The following is a 13293-nucleotide window of genomic DNA, read 5'->3' as shown; positions in this document are numbered from 1 at the left end:
CAAGGTGCACGCCGCTCTCAGCGGCAGGAGCTTTAGTATATCATATCTCGTTCTCGCTGTCAAGCACTTTTTTCATTTTCTCTCACCGGCTTTTTCCGCCGGCTTCCATGATTCAGCGCTCTCATTCAGCTCATCCGCCGCAACCGTTCCCGCTCGCCGCGAACTTTTATATGATATCACTTCTTGTTCTGCCTGTCAAGCACTTTTTTCACTTTATTTTCGACTGCTTCAGCCGAAAGTCGTGAGCCGCACTTGCCGCGAACTTTTATAGGTTACCACGTCTTCTCTTCATTGTCAAGCACTTTTTCTCAGCCGCAAAGATTTTCTTTGCTTCCTCATCGAAATCAGGCTGTCCTCCGATAGGCGCTCGATTAATATACCAGACCATTCGATGTATGTCAACATCTTTTTTCAGAAATGTGGAGAATTCCGCAGGAAAAGCTGCGCGGCGGACAGTTGTCCGCCGCGCAGCTCTCATTTCGCCCCAGAGATGTCCACCCTCTCTGTCTCCCGGAGGACATCCCCGTCTGGCCTCTCCCCTTTTAAATATGTTGTAAGAGGTATCCTACCATGCCGCGCCGATGATTACAAGAGCTCCTCCAAGGCAATTCTTCTCGTCGGGGACATCTGTCCGCTAAATGTCCTGTTGCGGAAAACCGCCGCGTTCATTATAATAGAGGAGACAAGTCTATCCCCACAGGAGGTACGCCTTATGCCTATTAAGGTACCCGATTCCCTCCCCGCCCGCGCGGTGCTGGAGAGCGAGAACATCTTCGTCATGACGGAATACCGGGCTATGCATCAGGACATCCGTCCTCTGAATGTTCTCATCCTCAATCTGATGCCCACCAAGATCGTCACCGAGACCCAGATCCTCCGCAAGCTGTCCAACACCCCGCTTCAGATTCAGGTGGAGCTGCTGCGCACCTCCAGTTATATCTCCCAGCACACGGACAGCGACCATCTGGAGAGCTTCTACACCACCTTCGACCGGATTCGGGACAAGAAGTATGACGGCATGATCATCACAGGCGCGCCGGTGGAGAATCTGGAGTTCGACCAGGTGGACTACTGGGCGGAGCTCTGCGAGATTATGGAGTGGTCCAAAACCCACACCCACTCTACCCTCCATATCTGCTGGGGCGCCCAGGCCGGGCTCTACTACCACTTCGGCATTGAGAAGCGCTCCCTGCCGCAGAAGCTCTTCGGCGTCTACGAGCATACCGTTCTCAAGCCCAGCTCCCCCCTCTTCCGGGGTTTCGACGACGTGTTCTACGCCCCCAACTCCCGGTACACCGAGGTCTGGAAGTCGGATATCTTAAAGGTCGCCGACCTGGAACTCATCGCCGAGTCCCACGAGGCCGGGGTCTTTGCCGTGAAGAGCCAGGACAGCCGCCAGTTCTTCATCCTCGGCCATCCTGAGTACGACCCGGACACCCTGGCCAGGGAGTACTGGCGGGATGTGGACAAGGGGCTGGACATCGCCGTCCCCGCCCACTACTTCCCCGGCGACGACCCAAAGAAGCCCCCGGTGGTCCGCTGGCGCAGCGCCGGGCAGCTTCTCTATACCAACTGGCTGAATTACTACGTCTATCAGACGACGCCCTACGACCTGACCAGTATCTAAGAAAATAGGGGCCGGGATACCCGTGGGTATCCCGGCCCCTATTTTTCGGTTCATTCGCTTTCTGGCGCATGGATCAGTGGCCGTGGCCGTGCCTGCCGCCCTGGCCGCAGCCAGCGCTGGCGCCGTCCGCCGGAGCGTCGCTCACGCCGGTCCCGCTTTCAGCCGTATGGCAGCGCTCGGTCTGCTCCTCTATCTCCCCGATGCCGCAATGGGCGTACTCGCTGATGTCGATTTCCGGGTCTGCCTCCTGAAGCTCCATCAGAGCCAGATACTTCCCCGCCGTCACGCCGTGGCCGTGGGCGGCCTCCACAACGGACCGGTCCACGCCATGGCACGACACCCGGGTGCCGGCGTCCACCGACGCCCCGGCGGCGTTGTCCACCAGTACCAGCAGCCGCGTCTCTGTGGCCGCGTTCCCCGACTGTACAGTGAGGGTCACGGCGTTCTCCCGCTCCAGGTAGGGCTCCAGATAGCCGCTGCCCAGCAGCGTGGACACCGCAGCGTCCGCCGTCATGCCCTTCACCCCGCCCGCGTCCAGCAGCCCGAGCCCTTCGTCGTTCATGGCCCGGGCGGAGAGCACCCGGTCGAAGCGGTTCAGGGTCAGCTCCACCGAGGGGTTCACGTCCAGGCTCACCAGCGCCGCGGGGGACAGCCACAGCCAGCCGCCCCCGCCCAGCAGGAGCAGCACCAGGCAGGCGGCCAGTCCGGCCCACCGCCCCGGCCGCGTCCGCGCCCCCGGCAGAGATACCACGTCCCCGGCGCGCCACTCAGTCCGGGCGGACACCTCCCGGAAGCCCCCGGAGCCGTCCAGCACCACCGCCCGGCCGTCCTTTAATTCCAAAACCACGCCCGTCCTCACGTCTGCGCCGCCTCCCCCTTGGGCAGGAATGCCCGGATGCCCGGAAAGTCCCCGATGAGGAGGACCGCCAGGGCCGCAATATACTTGCGGTGCTTCTCCACCGTCTTGACCGAGATCTGAAACCGCCGGGCAAGCTCGCCCTGGGGCAGCCGTCCCGTCCGGCGAAAGTCCCCCCGCAGCCCCCCGTCCGCCGCCACGCAGGCCGCCAGCTGTAGGCAAAGCGTCCGGGCCCTCTGCTGGCTGGGGCAGACCCCCGGCAGCTCCCCGAAGGTCACGCCGCACAGGGCGAGGGCCTTGTCAAGCTCCCCTATTTCCTCCGCCAGGGCCTGCCGTTCCAGCGCCTGGGCGCAGGGGTCGGAGACGGCCTGTTCCATGTTGAGGGGCAGAATTTTTTCCGTGCGCCGCAGCTCCCGGCGGCTCTCGTCCAGAAGGCGGTTGCGGATGCAAACCCCGGCAAAGGGCAGGAACGCTCCACGGCTCCCGTCGTACCGCCGGGCCGCGTCGGCGAAGGCCAGCATGGAGAGGCTCAGCCGGTCGTCGTAATCCAGGCCGGGTCCGCCCAGGGCCGCCTGCTTTTTCAGGAAGGGCAGGTAGTCACGCAGGAGTGCGTCCATCGCCCGCCTGTCCCGGCCGGCGGCCTGAACCCGTTTCTCCAGTTCTTCCATGCCCTCACCTTCTCTCTGTTTTTAAGGATACGACACCCTGCACGGTTTTCATAGGGTGTATCGGAATAATTGGCGAAATGTCCGGCGGATTTTAAGGAAACCGGCGCAGTACGGCGAAAAAGCGTGCTTCGGCGGGGGGCAGCTCTCTGGTCCACCCCGCGGTGTATTTATTTTTCCCTCACCCTACGTTTTTCCACCCGGCGGCCGTATCCTGTTAACGACAATACGAAGGGAGACTTTTACATGAACCGAAAGAAAATCCTGACCGGCGGCGTGGCCTGCGCCCTGCTCATCGGCCTGCTGGCGATTCCGGCCTCCGCCCACGGCGGCCGCCACCACAGCGGCGCCGGCGCGGCTGGCTATGCCGTCTGTACCGTGGAGGGCTGCACCGAGTCCGGCCGCCACACCCACGACGGCGTGACCTACTGCGGTTATCATCACGCCGACGGCTACTGCACCGGCTCTTACTGCGGCGCGGGTCACGGCTCCGGCCGGGGCTGTCACGCAGGCCGCTGCTGACCGGAGTTCACGCGGGGGCGGACATTTTGTCCGCCCCCGCGTGCTTTATTCCGCACAGTTTCAGCGGCTGGGGTCAAAACTTCACTCTTTGGGGAATCATAACGGAAACCGCTTCTGCTCCCCCTTGTCCGATGGCCTGGGCGGTTGCAACCCATTGTAAAATGTTTTATGATAGAGGTATGGTGAGACGCATATTATCATATTTGAAGGAGACTGGATACAGCCTATGAGAGTTACCTACGAGGACATCAAGAGCAACCCCGAAATCAGGACCTATATCACCCAGGCGGACGCCTCCCTCATCGCCCTGGGCTTTACCGAGCACTCCTTTGCCCACGTGACCAAGTGCGCCGAGACCGCCAGCTCCCTCCTGCGGGACCTCGGGTATGACGCGCGGGAGATCGAACTCGCCAAAATCGCCGGCTTCATGCACGACATCGGCAACGTCATCAACCGCAACGACCACGCCCAGTCCGGCGCGGTGATGGCCTTCCGCATCCTGGACAAGCTGGGCATGGACCCCGCCGATGTGGCGGTGGTCATCACCGCCATCGGCTACCACGACGACAAGACCGCCTTTCCCGTCAACGCCGTGGCCGCCGCCCTGCTCCTGGCCGACAAGACGGATGTGCGCCGCAGCCGGGTCCGCAACCGTGAGACCATTAACTTTGATATCCACGACCGGGTGAACTACGCTGTGGAGAAGTCGGACCTGGCCCTTGACGCCGCGGCCAGGACCGTCACACTCACGCTCACGATTAATACCGAGGTCTGCGCCGTCATGGACTATTTTGAGATTTTTCTGGACCGGATGCTCCTCTGCCGCAAGGCCGCCGAGTTTTTTTCCCTGAAGTTTACCCTGAATATCAACGGACTTACCCTTCTATGACAAATACTATTTTGACCCGTATGACTGCATAAGCGGCCGAACCCCTGGATGATTATATTAAATTGAGACAGCGGACAGGTATACCTGTCCGCTGTCTTTTGCCGCTATACCAAGCCGGGAATGTCGATTCCGTACCGTTCCACGGCCTCCCGCAGCCCCTCCAGCAGTTCCTGCCGGGTAAAGCCCTGCCGCCCCAGCGTCTCGTCGCTGAGCCGGTTAGCCGTCTGATAGAAGTCCAGCGCCCGAGCCAGCCCGGCGAGGTCCACGCCGTCCAGCCCCGCGAAGAGCAGGTCCTCCGCCTCCCCCAGCCTGTCCTGTTCGATCAGCTCCGCCAGAGCGCGCTCCACGCCGTCCGACCGTGTCTGGCCGTCCTCTTCCTTCAAATCATACTCCACGCCGCCCTTGCCGAACACCAATTGGGCGACAGCCACGGCCAGCACCTCGATCTGCCGCATCAACCAGTCCTGCTTCATAAACATCACTTTGATACTCCTTTTCAATGATGGGAAGGAGTATCCATCTCGACGCTCCCTCCCTGCCGGGGACGGGAGCATCTTATTCCAGCTTCTGCGTCAGCGTCTTTCTCTCTGAGAAGGGCCGGCCGACCCGCACCCGGGACCAGGCCGTCCCCACAGGACAAAGCCGCGGCGGCAAAAGCTGCACAGCCGGGTAACAGAAGACCACCGCCAGAAGCAGCGCCTCAATCACCCGCAGGAACTGCCCGAACAAAACCGTGATTCCCTCCGCCATGCCGCACCTCCTCTCTCCGTAACAGCGCTATCATAGCACACTTCTCCCCCGGGCACAACCGTCCGGCCCGGAATCCTGCCGGTGCGTATCCCTTTGTAACCCCTTTGTCATTGACATTCCGCCGGCCAGGGGCTAAGATAGGATCAAACTTCAACTACATTTGAAGTAGAAAGGAGCCGTCCATGAAACTGCGCCGACTGCCCGATACTGAGCTGGAGGTCCTCAAGGCCCTCTGGGCCGCCGGAGGCGAGACCCCCCGCGCTCAGCTGGAGGACGCCCTGGCCCCCCGCGGCTGGGCCAGCAACACAGTCAACACCTATCTGGCCCGGCTGACCCAGAAGGGCTTTGTCTCCTGCCGCAGGCAGGGCAAAAGCAATTACTATACCCCGCTGGTCACCCGGGAGGAGTACCAGTCCTTCGAGGGAAAGGCCGTGCTGGACCAGCTCTTCGGCAGTTCGCTGAAGGGCTTCGTGGCCTCTCTGACCGGGGACGGTCAGGTGGAGGCGGAGGATCTGGACGAGCTCCAGCGCTATCTGGACGACCTGCGTCGGGAAGATAAGCCCTGATTCCTGTCACATTTCACCCGTCCAACCTCATTTTAATTACAGAAAGGAGGGCTTTTTGTGCGCAGACCCCCCCGCGCCCCCCGCACCGCCTTCTCCACGGAGCTCCGGGGCGGCTCCAGGGCCGTAAAGACCCGGCTGGGCAACCTGTTTTCCGCCGCAAGCTCCCGTGCCCCCCTCCTGGTGGCCGCCGCGCTGGTCCTCACCGTCCTGGCCGGCGGACTGGTGGCCTGCAACCAGTCCGCGCCCTCCCCGGGCGGGACCCCGTCCGCGGTCTTTGAGAGCGTCCCCGCCGAGGCCGTGGACTACGCCCTGGACTTAATCGACGCCCAGGTCCGGCGCGAGCCCGACTTTTTCACCGGCGGCGAACCCCTCTCCCTGATCCACTCCCGATCCTTCGACGACATCCTCACCGGCGCGGTGTTGGAAATTTACGCCCTGGACTACCGCCTGGAGACCCCCAAGACCCGTGCCGACTTTGCTGGCGGGGCCTGGCTGGACGGGGACGGCTGGTACCACGACGGCTGGCAGACCTATCTGATCCTGGAAAATCGCGCCGGGGAGCGCGCGCCCCTGGGCTCCTACGTGGAAATCGACGGCATTTGGCACGACGGCGGCTGGTACGGCGTGCTGGGCGAGCTGCTGGTCTCCCGCGGCGGGGAGCGGGGCGACGCCGCCATGATACAAGACGGCCGGCGGGCCTTCTTCCGGGCGTATCTCGACCGGGCCGGCGCCGCCATGGCCTGTCTTACCGGCGAGGCCCCCTCCCAGGGGGTGCCCTTCACAGACGAGAGCGGCCACACTTGGCTGAAATTTGCAGACTATCAGGACTCCGGCCTCACTCGCCTGGACGACGGCATTTTGCAGGATCTGGCCGTCATCTTCCCCAGAGCGCTGGCGGCCGGGCTCTTCCAGAAATATGTCTATGTGGGCGACCCGGTTATCCGGCAGTTTGAGGACGGCCTCTATTTCCGCGAGGACAGCGCAGAGATGCTGGGCTGGGACTACACCATTGACCTCTCCACCCTCACCGTCACCAAGTGGGACGAAGAAATCCGCCAGGGCTATGCCTAGGGCATCCGCCAGGGCGGAGAATTCCGCTGGTACTTCACCCTGGTCAACGACGGCGGCTGGACGTTCTACCAGTACTACGGCCTGTCCGCCCAGGGCGCGGAGGCCTCCGACTTCTCCTTCTCCATCGACGGGGCGTGGCACGCCATGGGTACGGCGGAGGCCTTCCTCTTCGGCACCCCCTACGCCACCACCGCCACCGACCCGGATGAAAACGGAATTTACTATGCCACCGAGTGGTACGGCAAGGACGGCGGCACCGGCGCCACCTTCTGTTATAATCCCTCCCGGGGCGTCATGGCCCTGCGCAGCGTCGCTGCCAGGGATTTTGAGGGCTTCGCCACCTGGCGGGGCATCCGCCTGGGGGACTCTATGGAGGCTGTCCGGGCCGCCTACCCTGACGGCGCGCCCTACACCGACTCCGCAAACATGGATGAGAAGCCCCACTACCAACTCTTCCTCACCATGTTCGCCGGACCCGACGCCTCGGACTTTGACGACAGTGTCTGGCAGATGTCCCTGACCTTCTATGACTATGATAACGACGCGCTGGTAGACGAAATCGCCATTTCCGACTCCCGGCAGTAGTTCCGGATAAACAGCGGCACAGACGGGCAGCCGCAGGCGTTTCCCCTGTCATTGCCCGCCGGCGTGTGCGCCGGCAGGTCAATTCGACGCACATCAAACTCTTCCCCTATTCAAGGAGGCATTCCCCATGAAAAAACCACCTCGCGCGCCCCACACCGCCTTCTCCACCGAGTTGCGGGGCGGCAGCCGCGCACTGAAAGCCCGCCTGGGCAACCTGTTTTCCGCGGGGAAAGCCCGCGCCCCGCTTCTGGTGGCCGCCGCCCTGCTGGTAACGGTCCTGGCGGGAGGCCTTGTCGCCTGCACCCAGACCCCCGCCCCGGCCCCAACGCCCTCCCCCACGCCGACCGACGGCCACCTCCCAGTCGACACCGTGGGCCAGGCCCGCATCGCCATGGAGCTTCAGTACTACGACACGCTTCAGAATATCTACGAGGTGCCCATACTGGCGGATGCGGAAAGCGACGCGGCCCAGTCCATCAACGCCGAGATACAGGCCCTGGTGACTGCGTGGCGGGCGGACATCGCCACCGCCTATGAGCACGTCAATTCCCAGGTGTTCGCCTTTCCCAGCACCGCAGGGCGTTATCTGAACATTATTCTCCTGGAGGTACCCGGCGGCACCGGCAGCGACGGCTTTATCCACACCTGGGTTTACGACGCGGAGAAGGCCGTCCGGGTGACGGGCGAGGAGGCCCTCTCCCTGGCCGGGGTTTCCCTGGCGGAGCTGGAGCCCCAGGCTGCGGACCTCTTTTTGACGGAGAACCCCGGTACCACGCTGCAGCTCACAGCTCTGGAGCTGGCGGGCTTCCGCATCAGGGGTGACGGCCGGCCGGAGCTCTATCTCTACGGTCAGACCGACGACCCCACCGGCAATATGGACCCCTGGCAGTGCGTCTATCTCTGGGCGGACGGCGCCCTCACCCGCTGCGCCAACCTCGCCTACCCACAGGCAAGCTACAGCCCCTTCCGCCTCCTGGTCCCTCTGGAGGAGGTGGACAAGACTGAGCTTCCCCTCTGGTGTACCTGGGGGCCCTCCGGCGGCGAACCCCAGGGCGGCTTCGTTATCCCGGCCCTGCCCGAGGGGGCCGCCGCCTTTGAATTCCAGCTCCGGGAGACCATCCTGCCCGAGTACGGCGGTCTGGTGGAGGGCGAAGCCTTTGTTCTGGACTACCAGGGTACCCAGCAGACCGAGGGCTGGGACTTCTGGATTTTCGACCTCTACCGCGGAGACTCCGCCACGGGCTTCGGTACCGACGCCTGCCTGGGCCGCTACCTCAAGGATCAGAATACCGGTCAGGTCTTTTTCCAGCAGGGTCCCGACTGGTTCCTCGCCACCATCCCCGGCACATATGCCTTCCCCCAGACCATCGACGTCGCAGCAGAGTGGGACACCGGTCTCTGGAGCGATGTACAGCGCCATGTCTGGCGGCAGGCGCCGGAGACGGGTTTTGAGTACGGCCATGTGAACTTCAGCTACCCCACCCTCACTCTGACCGCCAGCTACCCCGACCTGGGCCTGCCCAACTGGTACGGCGTAGGGGTCTACCACTGTCCCGTCTCGCTCCCTGAGGACCCCGATTGGACCGATTCCACGCCCTACATGGCTTTCATCCCCGTCGCAGGCGGCGGGTACTACTACCTTGGCGACCTGGATGAGGCCGGCGCCAGGTCGAAAGACGCCGTCTCCGCACTGGTGGACGAATGGATGACCGTGGACGCCAAATACCTCAACTTCGTCACCGGCGGCAGCGACGCCTACGACTCCTATTCCGGCTTTTACACCAACGACGCCTACCACTTCACCCTCCAGCTCCCCGAAGAGCTGTATAACGCCATCCTCTTCCGGGACACTGGCCGGGGTGTGGGAATTTACTACCGGCCCGCCTATGAGCGGTATGTGGCCGAGCGAGGCGGCGTGGATGATGGCGGCATCTCAGATCCCCTGGCCTGCGGGCGGCTCTTCGAGATATTGGCCGGGCCGGACCTCAATCAGCGGTACGACGCCAACATACCCGGCTTCTCCTGGCTGCCCATGTGCCAGTCCCCGGATAACGAGGCGGACGGCGTCCCCGCCGCCAACGGCTGGTGCTACGCCGCTCTTACCAGCACCGAGTGGTATCCCGGCAGCGCCTACCATCAGGAGTACGAGCGCCAGCTCCGGCTCGCCCTGAGCAGTATGAGCGTCAATCCCGTCTAACCCTTCCCCTGTCGGCAGGGCACACCGGGGCGCCGCTCTCCCCTCCCTATCATCAGTCCCGCCCCAGACAGAAAGGACACCCACTATGACCCATTTTCTCGCCGCCCTGGCGGAGATTACCCTCACCATGTCCGCCGTTATCCTCCTGCTCCTCCTGCTGGGGCCGCTGCTGTCCAGGCGGTACAAGCTCCGCTGGCGCTACTGGGCCTGGTTGGCGGTGGCGGTGCGCCTGCTCATCCCCATTAACTTCTCCCTGCCCCAGGCGCCGGTCAGGCTGGCGGCCCCTCCGGCGGGCACGGTGGTCTACACTGCCCCCAGCCCACAGTCCGGCTTCGCTCCCGTCCAGCCCGGCGTAAGCGTCCAATCCCCGGCCGCAGACCCCGCCGCGCCGCTCCAGCCCGGCGCCGACGACGGCAAGAGTCAGCTTCCCACAGCTCCGTCCGCCGGTCACCAGGGCGCCGCCTCCGCCCGCACGATCACCCTGGAGCAGATACTCTTCGCCCTCTGGCTGGCAGGGGCAGCCGGAATTATTTCGTGGCATCTGCTGAGCGATCTGCGCTTTCGGCGCTACGTCCGCCGCTGGGCGGAGGAGGTCACGCAGCCGCGTTTTCTCGCCGTCCTGGAGGAACAGCGGCACAGCCTCGGCGTCCGCGCCCAGGTGAAGCTGATGGTCTGTCCCGGCGTGGCCGGTCCTATGCTGGCCGGACTCGTCCGTCCCGCGATCCTTTTGCCAGACGCCTCCGCCGACCTCGCCGATCTGCCCTTCATTCTGCGGCATGAGCTATGCCACTGCCGCCGCCGTGATATTCCATATAAGGCCCTCCTGCTCCTGGCTGCCGCCGCCCACTGGTTCAACCCTCTGGTGTGGCTGATGGTCCGCCAGGGCTGGCGGGATATGGAGCTGTGCTGCGACGATCAGGTGGTGGCGCGGCTGGACAGGGAGGAGCGCGGCCGCTACGGTCAGATTATTCTCTCCTCCCTCCGCCGCGGCAGGGCCCCCTCCAACAGCCTAACCGCGAATCTCAAGCCTTAATTGCAGAAAACCACAATCAGGGGGCGGCATTCCACATGGAATGCCGCCCCCTGACTGTGGTTTTCAAATTGCTCCGCCCCCTCAGCCGCACGCCCCGCCGGCGCCGTGCTCATGTGGGGACCCCATTTTATATCTGCACGGGGCAAATAAATTGCCCCGGCATCAAGGTTTCGGCCCGCGTGGGGGGGCCGAAACGCTTGGCACGCGCCACCCGGCGCGGAATCAGAAGCAGCCCCCATCGGTCTGTACAATGCAAAAGCCTCCAGATACAGCACAACCCCCCGGTCATCCGAACGTGACCGGGGGGCCATTATCCCGCAAAGCCTCAAGGCTTTGCGGGAACCCTTTATTCTTTATCTGCACGGGGCAAATAAATTGCCCCGGCATCAAGGTTTCGGCCCGCGTGGGGGGCCGAAACGCTTGGCACGCGCCACTCGGCGCGGAATCAGAAGCAGCCCCCATCGGTCTGTACAATGCAAAAGCCTCCAGATACAGCACAACCCCCCGGTCATCCGAACGTGACCGGGGGGCTACTTCTGATTCTGGATTTCTACCAAATTGGTTTACCTCTTGCTTTCTACAGTGTGATACGATCAAGAATCCCGGATTCTGGAAGAGATATCTCTGCGCAGTCGCCATTGAAACACCAATTGCACATTCGGTTCCGTCTTTTGCAATATTTTGCTCGAGGTTGCCGTGTGCTGTCTCACATATGTGAGTGCTGTTTGGAACTTGCCCGATACCTGTTTTCCTAAATTTCCTGGAATCTGTCGCTCGCTGGGGTCAAGGACTTTGCCGGGTGGATTCTCTTGCATTGGCGCTTGCCTAGGCTATCAGATTAGACTCGCATGAATTCGGTCCTGCCTTGGTCGGTTACCCTTGCCAAAGAATTGCCATCGCCTGAGTATTTCTCAATTAGCTTACCCGGGAATTCCCTTGTCAGAAAGTTTCCTGAGCCTTTCAGCCCATTGGACTCACTCCTTTCTTTCTGGCTATATTGTACAACACCGCTCTTTGTTTGTCAATACCTTTTGTGGGAAAAATCATTTTTAGCCCCACTTATAATCATTGGGCGGGGAACGTGTTCCCCGCCCAACGTCTCACTTGAACAGCAGCACCCGCACAATTCCATAGAGGATGGACGCGCTGATGCCGAAAACCAGCACCGGCCCGGCGATGGTAAACATCTTGGCCGCCACACCCATCACGAGGCCCTCGCTCTTGAACTCCAGCGCGGGGGACACCATGGCGTTGGCGAAACCGGTGATAGGCACCAGGGTGCCCGCCCCAGCCCGCTTGGCCAGTTTGTCGAAGAGGCCCAGGCCCGTGAAGAGGGCGGCCAGAAAGATCAGTGTCACAGACACGGCGGCCCCGGACGCGGTCTCATTGAGTCCCATGTAGCGGAAGAGATTCAGCAGTCCCTGCCCCGCCGTGCAGATGAGACCGCCCACCACGAACGCCCAGCATAAATTTTTCCAGAGCGGGGACGGCTTGGATTTGGAGTTGACGTATGCGCCGTACTCCTGATTGGTCATATCCATCGAATTGGCCTCCTTTTTTCTGCAGCTAGTATTTCCTTGACAGTTCGGAATATCCATGCTACTATTCAATTTGTAAAATACTAAATTAGTAATTTACTAACATTAAAAGGAGGTGTCTCCTGTGAAGATACCAACCACACTCAAGCACAAGCCCGTCATCGTAGCCGAAGATTATGAGCAGATCGACGGCCGCGCCGCCTACGAAACCGACGCCAAGGGCCTCTCCCTGGGACTCGCCCAGTGGAACGACCGGGGCAAGGTGGACATCTCCGCCAAGGTATGGCGGTACACCGGGGAGAAGTGGTCCCGCCAGTCGGAGGAGCTGCCCCTCCACCGGGTGCTGGATCTGGCCATCCTCACCTGCGAGGCCCAGCGCTACCTCCGGGAGGATGCCTATAAGTACCCCGATTTTTACGATCCCGACCACCCTCAGTTCGGCCGGGTGGGCCTCCAGGGAGATGCCATGACGGTCACGGTCTGTACGGAGAACGAGCACATTCAGGAGGATATCCGCCTCTTTCAGGACGCTCTGGCCCGGGACAGTGAACTGCTGGGCGAGCGTATGGCGGTCCTTGCCCGGATTCTGGGGGAGCTGGGGTATCATGGGTAAGACGCAGCACCAAAAGGATCTGCTGGCCGCCTATAAAGAGCGGACGGTGGTGGGCGGCGTCTGCGCCCTCCGCAGTGCCGTCACCGGGCGGGTATTTCTGATCTCCGCCCCCGACCCCAAGGGCCAGCGCAACCGCTTCCAGTTCTCCGTCTCCGCCGACGCCTGCATGTTCGCCGCCCTTCTGCCCGACTGGAGGGCCCACGGCGGCGCATCCTTCACCTTTGAGGTGCTGGAGGAGCTGGAGAAGAAGCCCGACCAGACCGACAGGCAGTTTCGGGACGACCTGGACGCGCTCACCGCCCTCTGGCGGGAGCGCCTCGCCGCCGAAGGTGCGGAATTTTATTAAGAAGGAGCGGGGCCGCGGCATTGCCGCGGCCCCGC

At 62.5% G+C, this 13293-nt stretch carries 16 protein-coding genes; 11 read left to right on the top strand and 5 right to left on the bottom strand.

Annotated elements, in window-relative coordinates:
* Both H8S62_RS17835 and metA read left to right on the top strand, forming a co-directional pair.
* Positions 1-271 (top strand): hypothetical protein (locus H8S62_RS17835; RefSeq protein ID WP_207723601.1); only part of this gene is annotated, 271 nt, incomplete at its 5' end.
* A 441-nt stretch (positions 272-712) separates the two neighbouring features.
* The gene (gene metA / locus H8S62_RS17490) at positions 713-1627 is read left to right on the top strand and encodes a homoserine O-acetyltransferase MetA (RefSeq protein WP_186920417.1); all 915 of its coding nucleotides are present in this window, start codon (positions 713-715) and stop codon (positions 1625-1627) included.
* A 73-nt stretch (positions 1628-1700) separates the two neighbouring features.
* Here the strand turns inward: metA and H8S62_RS17485 are convergent, their stop codons facing one another.
* Both H8S62_RS17485 and H8S62_RS17480 read right to left on the bottom strand, forming a co-directional pair.
* Positions 1701-2468, bottom strand: coding sequence for an anti-sigma-I factor RsgI family protein (locus H8S62_RS17485; protein WP_186920416.1), 768 nt, complete (start codon positions 2466-2468; stop codon positions 1701-1703).
* Between the two features lie 14 nt (positions 2469-2482).
* Complete coding sequence (locus tag H8S62_RS17480) at positions 2483-3151, bottom strand: sigma factor (RefSeq protein ID WP_186920415.1); 669 nt, start codon at positions 3149-3151, stop codon at positions 2483-2485.
* A 243-nt stretch (positions 3152-3394) separates the two neighbouring features.
* On the opposite strand from H8S62_RS17480, the gene H8S62_RS17475 reads away from it, so the two are divergent.
* Complete coding sequence (locus H8S62_RS17475; protein WP_155149061.1) at positions 3395-3670, top strand: chitinase; 276 nt, start codon at positions 3395-3397, stop codon at positions 3668-3670.
* Positions 3671-3896: 226 nt separating this feature from the next.
* Positions 3897-4559, top strand: coding sequence for an HD domain-containing protein (locus tag H8S62_RS17470; protein ID WP_186920414.1), 663 nt, complete (start codon positions 3897-3899; stop codon positions 4557-4559).
* Between the two features lie 104 nt (positions 4560-4663).
* Here H8S62_RS17470 and H8S62_RS17465 read toward each other — a convergent pair whose 3' ends face one another.
* Both H8S62_RS17465 and H8S62_RS17460 read right to left on the bottom strand, forming a co-directional pair.
* Positions 4664-5038 carry a DUF6483 family protein gene (locus H8S62_RS17465; protein ID WP_186920413.1) on the bottom strand — a complete coding sequence of 125 codons (375 nt, stop codon included), beginning with the start codon at positions 5036-5038 and terminating at the stop codon, positions 4664-4666.
* 76 nt (positions 5039-5114) lie between these two features.
* On the bottom strand, positions 5115-5309 hold the full coding sequence (locus H8S62_RS17460) for a hypothetical protein (RefSeq protein WP_186920412.1): 195 nt from the start codon (positions 5307-5309) through the stop codon (positions 5115-5117).
* 182 nt (positions 5310-5491) lie between these two features.
* Here H8S62_RS17460 and H8S62_RS17455 point away from each other — a divergent pair, with 182 nt between their 5' ends.
* From H8S62_RS17455 to H8S62_RS17435, 5 genes are all read left to right on the top strand, one after another.
* The gene (locus H8S62_RS17455) at positions 5492-5875 is read left to right on the top strand and encodes a BlaI/MecI/CopY family transcriptional regulator (protein WP_155149070.1); all 384 of its coding nucleotides are present in this window, start codon (positions 5492-5494) and stop codon (positions 5873-5875) included.
* A 57-nt stretch (positions 5876-5932) separates the two neighbouring features.
* Positions 5933-6946, top strand: coding sequence for a hypothetical protein (locus H8S62_RS17450; protein WP_186920411.1), 1014 nt, complete (start codon positions 5933-5935; stop codon positions 6944-6946).
* A gap of 144 nt (positions 6947-7090) precedes the next feature.
* The gene (locus H8S62_RS17445; protein ID WP_186920410.1) at positions 7091-7531 is read left to right on the top strand and encodes a hypothetical protein; all 441 of its coding nucleotides are present in this window, start codon (positions 7091-7093) and stop codon (positions 7529-7531) included.
* 127 nt (positions 7532-7658) lie between these two features.
* Positions 7659-9728, top strand: a complete 2070-nt coding sequence (locus H8S62_RS17440; protein ID WP_186920409.1) for a hypothetical protein — start codon at positions 7659-7661, stop codon at positions 9726-9728.
* 85 nt (positions 9729-9813) lie between these two features.
* Positions 9814-10761, top strand: a complete 948-nt coding sequence (locus H8S62_RS17435; RefSeq protein WP_186920408.1) for a M56 family metallopeptidase — start codon at positions 9814-9816, stop codon at positions 10759-10761.
* Positions 10762-11861: 1100 nt separating this feature from the next.
* Here the strand turns inward: H8S62_RS17435 and spoVAC are convergent.
* Positions 11862-12302: a stage V sporulation protein AC gene (gene spoVAC, locus H8S62_RS17430; RefSeq protein ID WP_155149077.1), complete on the bottom strand. Its 441-nt coding sequence runs from the start codon at positions 12300-12302 to the stop codon at positions 11862-11864.
* A gap of 121 nt (positions 12303-12423) precedes the next feature.
* On the opposite strand from spoVAC, the gene H8S62_RS17425 reads away from it, so the two are divergent.
* Both H8S62_RS17425 and H8S62_RS17420 read left to right on the top strand, forming a co-directional pair.
* Entirely contained in the window at positions 12424-12912 is a 489-nt protein-coding gene (locus H8S62_RS17425) for a DUF6530 family protein (RefSeq protein ID WP_186920407.1), read from the top strand.
* Positions 12905-13258 (top strand): GIY-YIG nuclease family protein, encoded by a 354-nt coding sequence (locus tag H8S62_RS17420; protein ID WP_155149081.1) that lies wholly within the window; start codon positions 12905-12907, stop codon positions 13256-13258. The genes H8S62_RS17425 and H8S62_RS17420 overlap by 8 nt, the downstream gene beginning before the upstream one ends.
* The last annotated feature ends 35 nt before the right edge of the window (positions 13259-13293 follow it).

Origin of the sequence: Lawsonibacter faecis, assembly GCF_014287675.1 — a bacterium.
Classification (GTDB): domain Bacteria; phylum Bacillota; class Clostridia; order Oscillospirales; family Oscillospiraceae; genus Pseudoflavonifractor; species Pseudoflavonifractor faecis.
The sequence above is the reverse complement of the archived record's forward strand: the minus strand, read 5'-3'. Positions and strand labels throughout refer to the sequence as shown.

Excerpts from the sequence above, each read along its gene's own strand:
- H8S62_RS17435 (WP_186920408.1), top strand. The coding sequence starts at position 9,814 with ATGACCCATTTTCTCGCCGCCCTGGCGGAGATTACCCTCACCATGTCC.
- H8S62_RS17480 (WP_186920415.1), bottom strand. The coding sequence starts at position 3,151 with ATGGAAGAACTGGAGAAACGGGTTCAGGCCGCCGGCCGGGACAGGCGG.
- H8S62_RS17420 (WP_155149081.1), top strand. The coding sequence starts at position 12,905 with ATGGGTAAGACGCAGCACCAAAAGGATCTGCTGGCCGCCTATAAAGAG.
- H8S62_RS17475 (WP_155149061.1), top strand. The coding sequence starts at position 3,395 with ATGAACCGAAAGAAAATCCTGACCGGCGGCGTGGCCTGCGCCCTGCTC.
- spoVAC (WP_155149077.1), bottom strand. The coding sequence starts at position 12,302 with ATGGATATGACCAATCAGGAGTACGGCGCATACGTCAACTCCAAATCC.
- H8S62_RS17460 (WP_186920412.1), bottom strand. The coding sequence starts at position 5,309 with ATGGCGGAGGGAATCACGGTTTTGTTCGGGCAGTTCCTGCGGGTGATT.
- H8S62_RS17470 (WP_186920414.1), top strand. The coding sequence starts at position 3,897 with ATGAGAGTTACCTACGAGGACATCAAGAGCAACCCCGAAATCAGGACC.
- H8S62_RS17445 (WP_186920410.1), top strand. The coding sequence starts at position 7,091 with ATGGGTACGGCGGAGGCCTTCCTCTTCGGCACCCCCTACGCCACCACC.
- H8S62_RS17455 (WP_155149070.1), top strand. The coding sequence starts at position 5,492 with ATGAAACTGCGCCGACTGCCCGATACTGAGCTGGAGGTCCTCAAGGCC.
- H8S62_RS17440 (WP_186920409.1), top strand. The coding sequence starts at position 7,659 with ATGAAAAAACCACCTCGCGCGCCCCACACCGCCTTCTCCACCGAGTTG.
- metA (WP_186920417.1), top strand. The coding sequence starts at position 713 with ATGCCTATTAAGGTACCCGATTCCCTCCCCGCCCGCGCGGTGCTGGAG.
- H8S62_RS17465 (WP_186920413.1), bottom strand. The coding sequence starts at position 5,038 with ATGTTTATGAAGCAGGACTGGTTGATGCGGCAGATCGAGGTGCTGGCC.